Below are 15271 nucleotides of genomic sequence, written 5' to 3'. Positions count from 1 at the left end.
TGCTGGCCTGCTTCGCCGCCCGGACCCGGGAGGTCAGGCTGCGAAGCACCGGTCCAGGACACGCACCAGGGCGCCGAGCGCACCTGCGTAACCGTGCTGTGGCGGTGTGGCGTACCCGATGACCAGGCCCGGCGGGTGGGGGCCGGGTGTTGCCCAGTAGCCGCCCAGTGCGGCCACGGCAAGCGACTCCCGGCGGGCGGCCTGTATCACCTCCCGCTCCCCCGGGCCGTCCGGCGACCAGCTGACCAGCGCGTGCAGTCCCGTCTCCTCACCTGTCAGCCATGCCCCTGGTACCCCCCGCGCCACCGCTGCACTGAGCTGCTCACGACGGATCCGGTAGCGCTCACGGCACCGGCGCACATGACGGTCGTAGCCGCCCGAGCGCAGCAGATCCGCCAGCACCATCTGCGTCAGCGCCGCCGAATGCTGGTCCGCGATCCGCTTTGCCGCCGCGATCCGCTCCACCCACTCCTGCGGCACCGCGAGCCACGCCAGCCGCAGTCCCGGGGCAAGGGTCTTGCTGGTCGTCCCTGCGTAGATCACCCGGTGCGGAGCCAACGCCTGCAACGCCCCCACCCGCTGCCTGCCGAACTGGAACTCACCGTCGTAGTCGTCCTCCACAATGACCGCGTCAGCCTCCTCTGCCCAGGCGACAAGCGCCTTGCGCCGTGCCGGAGTCAGCGTCGTGCCCAGCGGGTACTGGTGGATCGGGGTGACGAGCGCGGCCTGGCCGCGCAGCCCCTGCGGACGCAGCCCCCGCTCGTCCACCCCGACGGGGTGGACATGCAGCCCGGCCGTCTCGATAACGTTTCGGAACAGGGGATAGCAAGGATCCTCGACCGACACCGTCCCCGTCCCCTGTCCGGCAAGGACGGTCGCGATCAGGCCGAGAGCTTGGGTGAAGCCGTGGCAAACGATGATCCTTTCGGGCCGGGTGACCACCCCGCGCGTGCGGCCCAGGTAATCGGCCAGGGCCCGACGCAGCTCCGGCCGGCCTCGCGGATCCCCGTAGTCCAGCGCCTCGGCGGGCACCAGCCGCAGGACCCGCTGGGTAGACCTGACCCAGGCGGCACGCGGGAACATCGTCACGTCCGGCAGGCCGGGTCTGAGATTCCACTGCCATGGGCCGCGCGTACCCGGCACAGGACGGAGGGCGCGGGCCTCACCGTGAGCGGCCGCAACCCTGGTCCCGGAGCCCTGCACGCTCTCCAGATACCCTTCGGCGATCAGACGGTGATAGGCGCTGGTCACCGTGCCCCGGGCCAGCCCGAGGTCGGCGGCGACACCGCGCGTGGAGGGCAGCCGTGCGCCCGGCAGGAGCCTGCCGCTCTCGATGGCCCGCCGCAGTCCCGCCACCAACTGCTGGCTGCGGCCCCGACGTTGGTTCAGGTCCACTTCCAACTGCAGGTCCAGGGAGCTTATGACGCTGGAGGACATGGCGGGTTCTCCTTCTCGGTCACACGGCGGGATCTGCGGCCAGGCGCGCTGAAGCGAGCGGCGGGGGTCAAGGGGCGGGGATCGCGGTGGCCCCTTCGACGGTGCCGGCTGGACAGTCGGCCCGCCCTGCGGCGGTCATGCGCCCTTCATCCCGACGTCGGCTCCCAGGCAATCTCCGACCGCGCCTGCGGGTCGATCTCGTGGACAGTGACGGATTCGGCGTGGGGGGCCACGCGGTCGGCGAGTTCCCCGCGTGCCCTCAGCAGCGTCTCGGCGGAGACGGCTGGGGCGATGCCCTCCAGCAGCAGCACGGCGTCGCGCGTGCGGGCGGTGACCTTGGTGACGTCGGAGTCCCGGTGGTTCCAGTGCCTGGTCATCACCTGCCGACCGTCGGCGTAGACGACCTCGCCCTCCAGTGGCCTGTCGGTCTTGTCCGGCTCGCCCAGCGGCACGTAGACGTCGTCGGGCTGTGCGAAGCGCAGTTCGATGCCGGTGTGGAATGCGGACAGGTCAAATCCGCCGGTGGGGAGCATGTAGGTCAGCGACACCAGGTTGCAGGTGTCCACGAGCGGGGAGACGCGGGGCAGCCGGCCCGACGTGCGCAGGCGCCGGCCCAGGGCATCGATGCTCGGGCGGGCTCGGCGGGGATTGGTGCCGAAGCTGCGCAGCAGTTCGTGCCAGACGAAGATGGCGGACTCGTTCTCGTCCGGGATGTGCCGCAGACCCTGCCTGACGTCGGCTTCCAGCCCGGCCAGCGCCTCTTCGGTCTCGGGCCATGCCTCGCCGTTCTTGATGCCTTGGACCAGCAGGAAGACGGTGTGGCACTGCGGATAGCGGGCGGCGATCCGTGGTGAGATGCCGACGGTGAGCCGACGCGTGGCGGGAGCGGTCGAACCTGCGGTCTCGGGGTGGGACATGGAGAGTTCCTCGGGGTTGGTCAGGGGCTTCTTCAGCGGCTGCAACTCGTGGTGTGCGCAGCAGGCCGCGTGGTGGATGCCGGGTCGTACACGGCGGCGCCGGGCGCCGTCTGTATCGCCGAGGGTGCGTGCGAAGGGCGGCCGGGCGGTGCGGGCAGACGCACCGCCGGGCGTGCGGTGGGGATGCGTCGGTCGGAGAAGGCCGGGAAGCCGGCGCGGGCCCGAGCGACGTCGGCCGGATCGAGGACGGCGGACAGCACGGCGTCGCTGGTGTCCGCCTCGGCGACAATCCGGCCCCATGGGTCGACGATCAGGCTGGTACCGCCCAGTGTGACGTCGGCCTGCCGTCCGGCCGCGTTGCAGGCAAGCACCCATGCCTGGTTCTCCAGCGCCCGGGCCTGCACCAGCAATCGCCAGTGCGCGATCCGCTCGGCCGGCCAGGCGGCGGCGACCAGCAGCATCTCGGCGCCGTCGTCGGCCAGCACGCGGAACAGCTCCGGGAACCGCAGGTCGTAGCAGGCCGCAAGACCGACCCGGCCGATCCCCGTGTCCAGGGCTTGCACGATCTCCCCCGGCTTCAGGAAGGCCGACTCCTTCGACTGGTGACCGAAGAGGTGGACCTTGCGGTAGGAGTGCAGCAGGGCGCCGTCGGGGCCTAGCAGCAGACTCGTGTTGAAGAGCTCGTCTCCTGGCCCGCGTTCGACGATGCTTCCGGCATGCAGATGGACATCGGCGTCGATCGCCGCATCCCTCAGGGCGCGTACCGTCGGCCCGTCGAGCGGCTCGGCCGTGCGGTCGTAGTCGTCGAAGGCGAAGTAGCCGGTCGCCCACAGCTCCGGAAGGATCACGACATCGGCGCCGCGCTGCGCGGCAACCGCGGCGCACAGGGCGCCGACCCTCTGTTCGAAGGGCTGGCTGTGATCTACATCAGCCTGGATCAGGACAGCGCGCATGCTTCTCCTCTGGCCTGGGAACAGTGGATGAAAGGCCGCCTCACCACTGATCGGATCTCCTGTCTGGTCGCCCACGGCCGGCTCAGGGCATCGGTTGCCGGTGTGGTGCGCACATCCTCGGACAACAGATGCATCTGCTCGTTCAGCTCACCGCGCTTCTTCTCCTGCCCGTGGCACACGTCGACGGCGATCCGGCCGGCGCCGGTGAGAATGCCGGCGGCACCGGCCGAAGTGATGAAGACGAAGCACAGCGGTGACGCCAGGCCCGGGGTCACAGGAACTGGCGCACACCCGTGCACCCCAGTTGGCCCAGCCCACGACGGTCGCCACGAACGACGGCAGGTGGCGCTTCGTGTGGGCGTACGGTCTCCCGAGGCGTCGTGCACGGACCTCGGCTCCGCGTAGCACAGGCTGAGAATGAGTGACGCCCCGAACGCGATACCGGTTGAGACGGTCACTGCGGGTCCGGCGATGCCGCTGGCGGTACCGCTCAGAACGAAGATGCCGGCACCGGTGATGCCGTCGGCACCGAGCGCAGCGGCTTTTCGGTATCCCGGTCTTCTGGTTGGGTTGTGTCGCCACCTGTCGTTCCTTCAATTGGCTGAGCCGGCCAAATACGAGAGTGCGGCCGTCACCATGGCTTCTGATGCGGTGAGGAGCGTGGGTCGTGGATCCGGGGCGAACTGCGGTGAGTGGTTGGTGGGCAGATGCTTGACTTTCTCCTGCGCAGTGGTGCCCGGAGCCGACTGCCACGCCTCGGCCGACGTGCTTCCGACGACCCAGTAGACGGTGGGAACCGCCATGCCGTCATAGTGCACGCCCGCGCCCGCGGCGCCGAAGTAGGGGAAGTCCTCACTGGCCGCCAGCAGCGGCATCTCGATGACCCGGCCGTCTGCGAAGTATGCCTCGTGGGCAGCACGGACCCTTGCGGTGGGCACCGGGGAGTTGTCGTTGACGGGGACGCCCTCGATCACCTCGACCTCAGGGGGGCGGGGTGCTCCGGAGGCCGCTGCTTCCGCTTCCACGATGCGCTTGATGGCACTGAGCAGGTGGTCCTGGAGAGCGTCGTCGTAGCACCGGACGCTGATGCCGAGCTCTGCGGTCTCCGGGATGATGTTGGCCTTCGTGCCGGCGTGCAGGGTGCCGACGCTCACCACGGCGCAACTGGCCGGATCCGTCTCGCGGGCGACGATGGTCTGCAGGCGGGTGATCACATGTGCGGCGATCACGATGGGGTCGACCGTCGCCTGCGGTGCGGAGCTGTGTCCGCCGCAGCCGAATATCTTGACCTTCACCACGGCGGCAGCGGCCATCATGGGCCCCGACCGGTGCCCGACGATCCCGATCGGGAGCGGTACGACGTGTTGGGCAAGCGCCACATCGGGTTTGGGGACCCGGCTGTAGAGCCCGTCTTCCAACATCGCCTGCGCTCCGTCGCCGGTCTCCTCCGCTGGCTGCGCGACGGCCAGCAGAGTACCCCGCCAGGCGTGCCGGGCTCGCGCCAGGAGGACGGCCGCCGTGAGCATGCTGCTCGTATGGGCGTCGTGACCGCAGGCGTGCGAGACCGGCACTTCCTCGCCCTCGCTGTCGAGGGCGCGCCGCTGGCTCGCGTAGGGCAGTCCCGTGCTTTCCTGCACTGGCAGGGCGTCCATGTCCGCGCGCAGCATCACGGTGGGGCCGTCGCCGTTGCGCAGCACGCCTGCCACGCCGTGGCCGCCGATACCGGTGAGGACGTCGAACCCGCCCTTTTCCAGACAGTCGGCGGCCAGGGCGGCGGTGCGTTCCTCCTGGTGCGACAGCTCGGGGTGGCGGTGCAGGTCGAGGTAGAGGCGCTCGGCCTCGTCCAGGTAACCGGCGTGCAGGGGTGCCAGAACGTCCCTGGTGCGTTCGGCGGTTTCGGCCTCGGCCGGTGTGTGCGCAGTCATGGGTTCCGTCACCTTCCCGCCGGTTTCGAAGCGAGCCACGGCAACCGCTGTGACTGCGCCGCACGCACCGCCTTGATCTCCCTCTTGGCCCACTGCCGGGCGATCCTGGGTAAGCCGGCTCGGGCGATCACGATGTAAGCGTCCTCCGGGCGCAGGGTCGTGCGGAAGAAGGCGTCGATGGTGGGATCGCCGCAGCTGGGCAGGTCGCCGTAGAGGGCGTCGAGATTGTCGTAGGCGCCGAGGATACGCAGGCTGCCGGGGTCGAACTTGTCGCTCTGGCCCAGCCATTCAGCCACGTCGGTGGCAATCAGCGAGACCTGCCTGTCGACGGCGGTGTCCGGGGCCGGCCAGATGTTGTCCGGGCCGCACCCGTTGCGCAGGAGGCGGTACACCACGGGGCTTTCCGTCCGCGCCACCAGATACACCGGCCGGGGGGCGTAGTTGAGGCATTCCAGGGCGATCATCTTCGCGTGGATGTGCCCCATGAGACCACCGCCCTGCGAGTCGGGAAGCACACCGCTGGAGTCCAGGTAGAGGCAGTGGGCGTTGCCGAAGATGCGCCGATGATATCCGGTCCATCCGCTGATGTTGCCCAACGGGTCCACCAGCAGGCAGAACTTGGAGATCTTCTCGAAGAAGCGCCCTTTTTTGCGGTCGCTCCAGTACGGCGTCATGTCCGCGCCGAACGCCTTCGTGGAGATCTCCACGAGAACGGAGTAGATCCGGTCTTGGTACTCCTGCGGGAAATGTGCCGTGTTGTTCCAGTAGATGTAGGACCAGCCATCCTTGAGACGACGCTGCGGAAGCTCGGACGCTGCACCGTGCAGCATGCTGACGGAATTCTTCGGCGGAGAAATGGCGGACTCCTTTCGGTAGAACAGGCCCTTGGCAGCCGGCTGGATGGGCCGGGCGGGCGGTGAGGTCCTTGCGTCGTTCACTGCCCGCCCGGTGCGTCGTCTCTGGGTGCGGCGATCATCGCCGCCGCGCCCGGGTGGATGTCAGCGCTGGTCATCGACGTATCCGAGGGCGACGTAGATCTTGCGTCGGCCGGCGTCCTGGATGGCCCGGCGTCCGTGCATGACGCGCGTGTTGTCGACGATGGCGACATCGCCGTCCTGCCAGTCGAGGTCTTCGGTCAGGTCGGCCGTCACCTTCTCGATCTCCGCGATGACCTCCTGCGGGATCTCCTCGTCGTTCGCGAAGGCGATACGAGGCTTCTCGTAGTGATAGGAGGGGCCGAGGATGCTGTTGGCGAAGGAGAGCCGGTCGCCGAAGAGCGTCGGGTGTGCTGCCGACACCTTGTAGACGTAGTGGATGGACCCGTCGTCGTTGGCGCGGATCTGCAGCTTGTCCTCGCCGAACAGCTTGGCCAGTGCGATGAGATCGTCGACCGTGATCTCGTCGTCCGGCTTGGCTCCGTTGAGGAGGCTGGAGGTCAGCGCCCGCCATGCCTCCTCGCTGATGTTCCGTGAGTAGACGATGTCCTGGTCCACGAACCGCTTCCGGGTCTGCTCGGTGAACTGCTCCCAGACCCGGTAGCCGTCGCAGACCGTGGTCTGGGATCCGACGCGGGCCGCGCTCTCGCACATGAACAGCGTGAGGTCGGGCGTGAGCGGGTTGGTGCCGTGCTCGACGTGCAGCCCCACCGCATCGGTTCCGAGGTCGACCTTCTGTACCGTCTTTCCTTCGCTGTATTCCCGCGCCGGGTCGAGGGTGGTGCGGGTGCACACCGACTGCACCAGCCCGGAGAACTGCTCGATCGACGGGGCGAAGCCCCGCAGGAGCAGGTAGCCGGACCTGGCGAGTTCATCGAGCACCCAGGCGCGCTCCAGGGTGCTCAGCGGCTGATCGCCCCTGGCGGTGACGAGAGTCCCTGCCCCGCTGCCATGCCGGCCACTCTCGAAGCCTTGCTGCATATCGATCCCTTCATGATGGAGCGGAGTTGCTCAGCCGAAGACGGTGCCGTGCGCCGATGCCGTGCCGCCGGCCAGCTCCCCGCCGTCCAACACCATCTGCTGGCCTGTCAGGAAACGTGCCGAGTCGGAGGCGAGGTAGAAGAAGGCGTCGGCGATCTCGGCAGGATCGGCATGGCGGCCGGCCGGGATCTTCGCGTTGACCTCGGCGAACATTGCGTCGGTGTATTCGGCGCGCTGCATGGGTGTCATCACGTAGCCGGGGCTGACGCACGCCGTGCGGATGTGGGGCGCGAGTTCCAGAGCGAGGGTGCGGGTCAGGGCCAGTACCGCGGCCTTGGAGGCGTTGTAGTCGGCGTAGTACGGATAGCCGGCGGACGCGTTCGTGGACGCGGTGGCAAGCAGTACCCCGGAGCGTGCGGCGATCATGTGCTTGGCGGCGGCCTGCCACAGGGCCATGACGCCGAGCACGTTGATGTCGAGGAGCGAGCGGACGTCCTTCTCGGTCATCTCCACGAACGTGCGGCGCAGGCTGATCCCGGCGTTGGCGACGACCACGTCGATCGAGCCGTGCTCGGCGTGTACGGAGTCCAGGACGGAGTGCATGCCGCTCCAGTCCGTGACGTCGGCGTGGATCCACTCGCCCACCGCGTCGCAGTCCTGCGGCTTCGAAAGGTCCAGATTGACCACGCGGTCCCCTGCGGCGGCGAAGCGGCGTGCGGTGGCGAGGCCGATACCCGAGGACGCGCCGGAAATGACGACAGTACGTTGTTTCATGTTTCTCTCAGCCGAAGGTGTAGGACAGGTCGGTGGGCAGTGACCGGAACACGCCGGCGAGGCTCTTCTGGTAGTCGGCGCCCGTCGCGAGGGCCGAACGCAGGACCGCGACCCGGGAGGCGTCCTCCTCCCACAGCGTGCTGTGCAGGGTGCGGGCCAGTTCTTCCAGGGCCTGACGTGCGCTGGGCAGCCAGTTCTTACCCGTGTCCGATTCCAGGGACACCTGGTGCCTCCGGAGCCAGCCGGCGGTGAGGACGGCGGCGGCGGTGTCCGCGAAGTGATGGTGGCGTCGTGACAGGTACCGGAAGAGTTCGGCCCGGTAGGCCTCCCCCAGGTGCAGGTCGGAGGAGAAGAGCCCGGCCGAGAGCAAGCCCAGGACGTCGGCGTACGCCTCCTCCAGGGCCATGCACTCGAAGGGGGTGAGACCCTCCGCCGGCCTGCCCTCGTTGGGCACGGTGGACTTGCGCCAGAAGTGGACGAGGTCGTGTCCGCGGAACCAGCGCAGCGAGGTGCGCAGCAGACCGTCGAGCCGTGTCTGCGCGTTTGCGCCCTGTATCTTTTTGAAGAGCCTCAGCGAGCAGTTCTGGATGCGCTGTCTGTGGATGTTGGCGAAGACGACGGTGAACTCCGGCCCGTTCACCCGCGACTGCGGGGCTTCCAGGGGGAAGAAGTGCGCGAAGTTCTTGTGTCCGACGGCTGATTCGCCACCGCTGAGCAGGAGGTCCAAAACGCACATGGACGGCTGCATGTCCTGGATGGACTTGATCTCGCTGCCCAGGACCTCTGCCACCCGGTCACGGACCCAGCTCGTGCGCAGGGTGACCATGTCGACCTCCTGCTGGAGATCGTTGCTGGGCACCGCCACCAGGAACCCGATGGACTGTTGTGCCGCGCGCATGGCCCAGGTTCCGATGGGGCCGCAGTAGAGCCAGGGCCGGTCGGGGTGCGGCTCCTGCAGGGTGATCGGTTCCCACGCGCCCGTGCGGGCATAGGCGTTCAGGCGTTGGGCGGCCGTTCGTGCTTGCAGGACCGCGTCCTGGGTTGCGGGTGCGGTTTCCTCGTCCGCGAACGCCAGGAGTTCCCGGGCGGCCGCCCGGACCAGGGACACCGTCTGCTCCCGCTGCCCGGACGAGGGCTCGACCTGCGGGACGTCCAGGGCGGCTATGCCGTCGAACAGGGACTTGGCCTGGACGAGGCGCTCCCAGCCGTGGGGAAAGTGCTCCTTGAGCCGGGCATACGCGGGATCGAGGCGGGCGACGGCGAGCACGGGCTCGTCCCGGTGCCAAAACGGCGTCTCGGACGCGGGGCTGCGCAGCGGGATGCCGAGACTGGCGGTGTGCCGCTGTCCCAGGCCGGTGGTCACGAGCGTTTCCGTCACCGAATGCCTCCGGGGGTGATCGTTGCCGCAGCAGTGCCCGCCTGCTGCTTGACCGGTGCGGCCAGCGGTGTCCGGGACTGCCCGGCGGAGCCGGACTCGCCCAGCGCCGCTCCCCACTTCCTGCGGTTGGCGAGGAAGGCGAAGACGTGGCCGAGGTACTGCACGATGAACCACAGCGGCAGGAAGGCTGCGAACGAAGGCGCCGTGCCGGTCTGCGCCCAGCCGATGACGGCCCAGGTGATAACACCGGTGGCGGCGTTGAGGGCGACCGTGGTGGACAGGTCGGTCTGCTGCTGGGCCCATTCCGACGCGCTGGGCTTGAGGATCGTGCCGAGGATCAGGCCGCTGAGGACGGCACCCAGCAGTCCTGCGCCACCCGCCTGCAGCATGTCCATCGGGGTGACCGCGTGCGGGCCGATGAGCGCGTAGTACAGGGCGCCGAGGCCGACGCCGACGACGAGGCCGGGCAGGTGCATCGCGGGCCTGCGCCAGTGCGCCGGGGATGCCATCGGCAGGTCGGCCGCGCCCTGGGGGCGGCGGTACACCGGCGGAAAGATCAGCCCCGTCACGTCGATGTAGCGCTGGTAGGACTCACCGGCCATGGCGATCAGGCGCTTGTCGTAGAGGATGCTGCCGACAACGTTGTAGAGGTTGAGCACGATGGCCAGGACCAGCAGGTCAGTGGTCATGGTCGGCAGCAGGAAGAACATGCCGAAGAAGGCCGTGTGGACGGGGAACCGGATCCAGCGGCGGGTGCCGACCTTCCAGCTGATCAGCTTGGGGCCTGGAGCGCCGGCGGTCTGGGCGACGAGGGTCGTCGACCCGAAGGCAAGACCGCAGTCGTACTCGAACAGGTGAAGCTGCCAGTACCAGATCCATGACACGGCGGCAAGGCCGTACATGACGACCATGGGTATACCGGAAAGTTCCCAGACCACGTTGCCGGTGTGCTGCCAGAGCGCGGCCGCCACCAGGATGTATACGACGTTGGACAGTGATTCGACGGACCGCCAGGCCAGCGGCCCTATGCCCGTCTTGGCTTTGACCGTGCGTTTGACCCTCAGCGTGGCGAGTGCGGAATGCTGAATTCCGAACCCGAGGACTAAAAGGGTATCGACAAGAAGCTGGACAGACTGACTCACGTGGAACCGCCCCCTCGATTAAGACGAAGTGTCACGCTCACGTGCAGAGCCGACCCCAGCGTGCAAGCCGGCAAGGAATACGGGCTCCCGGAGAAACGAATGCTCAACGCTTCACCCGTGCGCCGCCGGCAGGCTCAGCAGGCAAGCCGGCGATGCGCGTTCACAGCAGGGAGCACTTCGAACGGGGACGAGGTTAGTCATACGAATGACCCTGTGACAAGTATCCGATCATTGCTGGAAGTTGGCTACTCGGGGTGCGCTGAAGCCTCACTTGCTCATACGTATGACCAACTCGTGGGGCTGTACTGTCGGCGACTGCAGCGCCCCCTGCGCAGACGGAGCGAAGATGCCGTCACACGCCGCCCACGGCGACGGCTTACTACCCAGTTCAATCATGAAATACCCCCGGTACGAGCCGCGCCTGGAACGGGCGCCGTACTTGGCTCGATACAACCGGCAGATATGTGGCCGTGTGGCTGAATCCAGATCATGCGCGCCCGCTCATCGCGCTTCCGGCGGTGCCGGGATCCGGAAAGGCGTGGAGCCGGTTTTCCGCCATCTGCGCCGGCAGGGCAGCGCGTTTCGCGCCCTGCGGCCGAATGCATGAGCCGCACCTTTGCAGCCCGCTCATGTGCAGGAAACCAGCCGCACGGGCAAAGAACAGGCAGTGCAGCAGCGGCCGTCCCGGTGCACGGTCCGTCCGCTGCCCGGTCACTGCCCGGTCGCTGCACAACGGCCGCCCCCGCCAAGGCCGAAGGCCGCCGTCGCGTGTGTGTGGCCGGTTCCCGCCGGCTGCTTCTCGCACCGAAACCCGCGCCGCCGACTTGCGCCGGCCGATTCCGCTGCCGTGGGCCGAGCCGCCCCCCGGCAGCACCCACCTCTCCCGTGCCTGTCTCAGACAGGACTTCTCGTGCGCCATGTCACGGTGTATCGCGGTGTTCTCCGTGGACGACGGTCATCGCATCATCACGCTGCAGCCCAGTCCGGCCGGACCACCGCCGCGCCGGGGCCGGGGATCGTCTGCGCAGGTGCGTCCACCGGTCCCATGGGGGCCGTTGCCGACGCCGCTCTGCAGGGCGGCGCCCCGGCCGCCGGTGTCATCCTGGAAAAACGTGGGGGCCACCAGGTCGCGCACCAGGGCCTGACGCGTCTGGAGACCGTGCCCGGCACGCCTGCCCGCAAGGCCCGCATGACCGGACCCGGTGACGCCTTCGCCGCCCTGCCCGGCGGTTTCGGCACGGCCGGCGAGTTCTCCGGGGTACTGACGTGGGCTCAGCCGGGCCTGCACGGCACGCCGTGCGCCCTGCCCGACACCAACGGCTTCTTCCAGCCCCTGCCCGGCTGCCTCCAGCACGCGGCCGACGAAGGCTTCGCGCACCAGCGCCACCCGGACCACGCCATCGTCCGAGCCGGTCCCGGTGACCTGCCGGGCTCACTGACACATCACCGCAGCCTGCCGCATCTCTTCTCGACGGCGCGAGGGGGATCATGGCGCATCCCGTTGACGACTTTGCCGGCCCGGCCGCCGAAACGGCGCGGACCCCGGCCGGGCCGGCGGCCCTCGACACGGACGGCACCCTGCTCCCGAACACCACCGCCGGCCGGCAGACCGGGCCCGCGGCCGCAGACATGCCGACCGCCGAACAGCTGGAGCACGCCTGCCGCGACCAGCCCATCGACAGCACCCGGTCCGCCGAGCGGCGCCTCCAGCCGTGGGCGCACGCCGGCCCCGGCCTCTGCCGGCACGCCTTCACCGCCTGCCCACGGACCGGCGGGCCGGAGGATACCCCGGCCTGGCTGCGGGAGCGTCCGGTCCTCACGTGTCTGCTCACCACGGCGCCCCACCCGTTCGCCGCGTGCTTCACGGGCTTCGATCACGTTTTCGCGTCCCCCTATCCGCACGGCATCCTCGACCCCGAGGACAAACCGGAGATCGTACGGCGACTCCAGCGGGACCCCGGGCTCAAGGAGCGGCAGATCATCGCCCTGCAGGACTCCGGCTGCGACGTCCCGCCGTTTCGCACCCCGAGCAAAACCGTCGCCGTCAACGCCTGGACAACCCGCGGGAGCCGGCGGCCCGCACCTACGACGGCGATGACCTCCAGGACGCCGTGCGCAGCCTGTTCACCGTGACGCAGCCCCGGCCATGAGCCCACACAGCTCATCGCCGGGTTCCGTGAGGGCTTCATCACCGACGTCCCCGGCCAGGCGCCGTTCGCCGAAGCGGCCCTGCAGGAGGCCGGCCGGCACGTCCGCAGCCATCACGGCTTCGAAGGCCGCTTTTGGGACAGCGAGTTGGGCGTCGGCCTGCCAAAGGATCCGTCCGGCCGGACCGTCCTGCCCTGCCAGCCGGCCACCGGCACGCACACTCCCGCCGATGCGCCGCTGATGAGTCTTGCGGCGCCGGCCCGGTCGTACCGCGAACACGGCGCCGGCCGCACTGCGGCCGTGCTGCCGCATCCCACGTACGCCCGGCACGACCGGCATGTGCCCGGCCGGCACAGGCCGTTGACGGCCGGCCTGCCGGCCGATCCGGCCATGACCGCCGGCCCGGACGACGCCGTGACCACCGCCTCGGGCGCACGGGATCCGCCGGGGCGCCGGTGCGCCCGGAGCGGCACCCGGCCGGCCTTCCTGCCCGTGCACGAGCCGCATCTGGACCTGCTGCGCCCCCTTACCGGCCGGGAGACGGCGCCGGCCGCTCCCGACCGGGCGGCGCCGACCAGGCCGCCATGCCCGCGGCGGCGCCGGACCGGCCCCTGCCGGCGGCCGGCAAACAGCGGACCGGCCCGGAGCAGGCGGACGTCACGCTGCGCGCGCCGCACGGCACCGGTGACGTGCCGCATGCCGTGGCCGCCGGCCTGATCACCGGCGCGGCGGCCGCGGAGACGGTCACGGCCGCGATCCGCGGACGCAGCCCCGCCGCCCGGATCGGCGTGATCGCCACCCGCCTCAGGCTGACCCCGCCGGGTTCACGGCCAGGTGGCGGGCTGCCCGGAAGCGGTGCGATCAGCAGCGTGCACACCACCGACGCGGCCGGCCAACGCCCCCCATGGAAGGGCTCTCGTCCACCGCTGCGATCCCCTGGACGGCACCCGCGCCGGCCGCACGGCTGCGCAGCCAGGCACACACCGCACGATCGCACCGAAGGACCGCCCCAGACCCTGTCACCGGCCATCCCGGCGCCGCCGCCGGCACGACACGGACAGGGGCCCCTGTCCCCGTCATGCCGGGTGCCCCGGCAAGGGCTGTCCGGACCAAGCACCGCCCCGCGGCATACTGCCGTCGCCGGCGTACCGGAAGCCCTGCCCGTCTGCCGCCTGCAGAAGCTTTCCGGCCGCCGGCACGGGCGCGCACACTCGTTCCACCCGACGGGGCCGCTTCCTTCCCGACGAGCCGACAGCCCATCAGTTTTGAGCATTTTTATCATGATTTGACATCCGCGACACGCTCGGCCGCGCGGACCGGCCCGTCCCCCGGCTCATCGGCGTGCCTGCTTGCACTTGACTTGCCACCGCTTCCCTCAGGAATATTGACTCCATTGCTGCCCAATTCCATGCAGATTGCAGCAGATCGACCCAGAAGATCTCGGAATCATCTGCGGTCCCGCCGACTCCTTCCGTAAGCAGGAACGAGTTCTGATTGCAGTGGACGGATATACGGATGAAAGGACCTCAAACCCCTCGTGCCGTCACCGCCACCGACGTGGCACGTATGGCGCAGGTTTCGCAGTCGACCGTCTCGCTCGTCTTGAACGGCAAGTGGAGGGGCAGGATCCGCGAGGAGACCGCCCTGCGCGTGATGACGATGGCAAGCGACCTCGACTACCAGGTCAACCAGGCTGCCCGCAGTCTACGTCTGGGCAGCACCGGAACCATCCTTCTGGTCGTACCGACACTGGAGAACCCTGCCTTCTCCGCCGTGCACGCCGGCGCTGCCCGGGCGGGCGCGACGAACGGCATCGGCGTTGTGGTGTTCCCCCTGACCGCAGAAGACGGCTGCGGGCCCTTTCCCGCCCCGAAACAGGCCATCGACGGGGTCTTGGCCTGCTCGGTGTCGGCCGATGACGTAGCCGATCTGCGCATCGGACTCCCGCTGGTCATCCTCGACGAGACCCCGACCCGTCACACGCCGACCGTCAGCATGGATCTCGGCGGCGGCATGGCGCACATCCTGGCCCACCTCATCTCGCTCGGCCACCGACGCATCATGCACGTGCGCGCCGACCGCCCCACCTCAACGTTCGCCGAGCGTGCGCACGTCTTCGACCAGTGCGTCCTCAGCCATCCCGGCATCACTGCAAGCCATCTCCCGTGCCCCCTGGACCCACGCGATGTCCGAGACCGCCTGGTGGCGGTACTGGCCTCCCCCGCCCGTCCGACGGCATTCGTCTGCGACGACGACAACATCGCCATGGGCGTCTACTACGCAGCCAGCACACTCGGCCTCACCGTCGGCGAAGCTCTCTCCGTGGTCGGCTTCAACGACCTGCCGATCGCCTCCCTGGTGACCCCCTCCCTGACCACAGTGCGCCTGCCCCTCAACGACCTGGGCTTCCACGGCATGCAGATGTTCATGGACATCCGCATCGGAGAAGCAGTCGAAGACGTCGTACTCGGAACGGAACTCGTCATACGGCAATCCACCGGACCCGCACCACTGTCCACCGGCGCCGGCTGAAAAACCGCCACCACACCTGCACGGGCCGTCTTCCCCCACACCGCATCAGCCCGAGTCATGGGAGGAGCGAGCCCGGAGCGCGCCACTGCCATGCCAGGACCACGGGCCGGACGGTCCGCCCGGCCCCGGCACTCGCCACCGCCCAGCCC

13 protein-coding genes and 1 pseudogene are annotated in these 15271 nt (G+C 69.2%); 4 read left to right on the top strand and 10 right to left on the bottom strand.

Translation table 11 applies throughout. The features are described from left to right. Positions 1-33: 33 nt before the first annotated feature. From pdxR to A6A06_RS17525, 10 genes are all read right to left on the bottom strand, one after another. Entirely contained in the window at positions 34-1437 is a 1404-nt protein-coding gene (pdxR, locus tag A6A06_RS17570; protein WP_073762250.1) for a MocR-like pyridoxine biosynthesis transcription factor PdxR, read from the bottom strand. A 146-nt stretch (positions 1438-1583) separates the two neighbouring features. Then, positions 1584-2354, bottom strand: coding sequence for a B3/B4 domain-containing protein (locus A6A06_RS17565; protein ID WP_073762271.1), 771 nt, complete (start codon positions 2352-2354; stop codon positions 1584-1586). A 32-nt stretch (positions 2355-2386) separates the two neighbouring features. After that, a complete protein-coding gene (locus A6A06_RS17560) occupies positions 2387-3307 on the bottom strand; it encodes a nitrilase-related carbon-nitrogen hydrolase (RefSeq protein ID WP_073762249.1) in 921 nt (306 codons plus the stop codon). Continuing rightward, complete coding sequence (locus tag A6A06_RS17555; protein WP_073762248.1) at positions 3292-3582, bottom strand: hypothetical protein; 291 nt, start codon at positions 3580-3582, stop codon at positions 3292-3294. Before A6A06_RS17555 ends, A6A06_RS17560 begins: the two co-directional genes overlap by 16 nt. Before the next feature lie 318 nt (positions 3583-3900). Continuing rightward, the gene (locus tag A6A06_RS17550) at positions 3901-5232 is read right to left on the bottom strand and encodes an amidohydrolase (RefSeq protein WP_073762247.1); all 1332 of its coding nucleotides are present in this window, start codon (positions 5230-5232) and stop codon (positions 3901-3903) included. A gap of 8 nt (positions 5233-5240) precedes the next feature. Beyond that, positions 5241-6170 carry a hypothetical protein gene (locus A6A06_RS17545; RefSeq protein ID WP_199930948.1) on the bottom strand — a complete coding sequence of 310 codons (930 nt, stop codon included), beginning with the start codon at positions 6168-6170 and terminating at the stop codon, positions 5241-5243. Positions 6171-6230: 60 nt separating this feature from the next. Further along, positions 6231-7148: a TauD/TfdA family dioxygenase gene (locus A6A06_RS17540; protein WP_073762245.1), complete on the bottom strand. Its 918-nt coding sequence runs from the start codon at positions 7146-7148 to the stop codon at positions 6231-6233. Between the two features lie 30 nt (positions 7149-7178). Then, on the bottom strand, positions 7179-7922 hold the full coding sequence (locus tag A6A06_RS17535; protein ID WP_073762244.1) for an SDR family NAD(P)-dependent oxidoreductase: 744 nt from the start codon (positions 7920-7922) through the stop codon (positions 7179-7181). Between the two features lie 7 nt (positions 7923-7929). After that, positions 7930-9300, bottom strand: a complete 1371-nt coding sequence (locus tag A6A06_RS17530; RefSeq protein WP_073762243.1) for a hypothetical protein — start codon at positions 9298-9300, stop codon at positions 7930-7932. Next, positions 9297-10442 carry a hypothetical protein gene (locus tag A6A06_RS17525; protein WP_199930947.1) on the bottom strand — a complete coding sequence of 382 codons (1146 nt, stop codon included), beginning with the start codon at positions 10440-10442 and terminating at the stop codon, positions 9297-9299. Before A6A06_RS17525 ends, A6A06_RS17530 begins: the two co-directional genes overlap by 4 nt. Before the next feature lie 631 nt (positions 10443-11073). Between A6A06_RS17525 and A6A06_RS43930 the strand changes: the two are divergent. The 4 genes and pseudogenes from A6A06_RS43930 to A6A06_RS17500 form a co-directional block, all read left to right on the top strand. Continuing rightward, a pseudogene (locus A6A06_RS43930) lies at positions 11074-11781 on the top strand (LOG family protein); the annotation flags it as partial. 149 nt (positions 11782-11930) lie between these two features. Then, positions 11931-12575, top strand: coding sequence for a hypothetical protein (locus A6A06_RS42815; RefSeq protein WP_073762241.1), 645 nt, complete (start codon positions 11931-11933; stop codon positions 12573-12575). Positions 12576-12605: 30 nt separating this feature from the next. After that, positions 12606-13307, top strand: a complete 702-nt coding sequence (locus A6A06_RS43925) for a ribose-phosphate pyrophosphokinase-like domain-containing protein (RefSeq protein WP_443333755.1) — start codon at positions 12606-12608, stop codon at positions 13305-13307. Between the two features lie 798 nt (positions 13308-14105). Then, the gene (locus A6A06_RS17500; RefSeq protein ID WP_073762238.1) at positions 14106-15122 is read left to right on the top strand and encodes a LacI family DNA-binding transcriptional regulator; all 1017 of its coding nucleotides are present in this window, start codon (positions 14106-14108) and stop codon (positions 15120-15122) included. Positions 15123-15271 lie beyond the last annotated feature (149 nt).

This window comes from Streptomyces sp. CB02923 (assembly GCF_001905005.1).
GTDB lineage: Bacteria > Actinomycetota > Actinomycetes > Streptomycetales > Streptomycetaceae > Streptomyces.
Note: the sequence above shows the minus strand (reverse complement) of the source record. Positions and strands in the feature narration are given on the sequence as shown.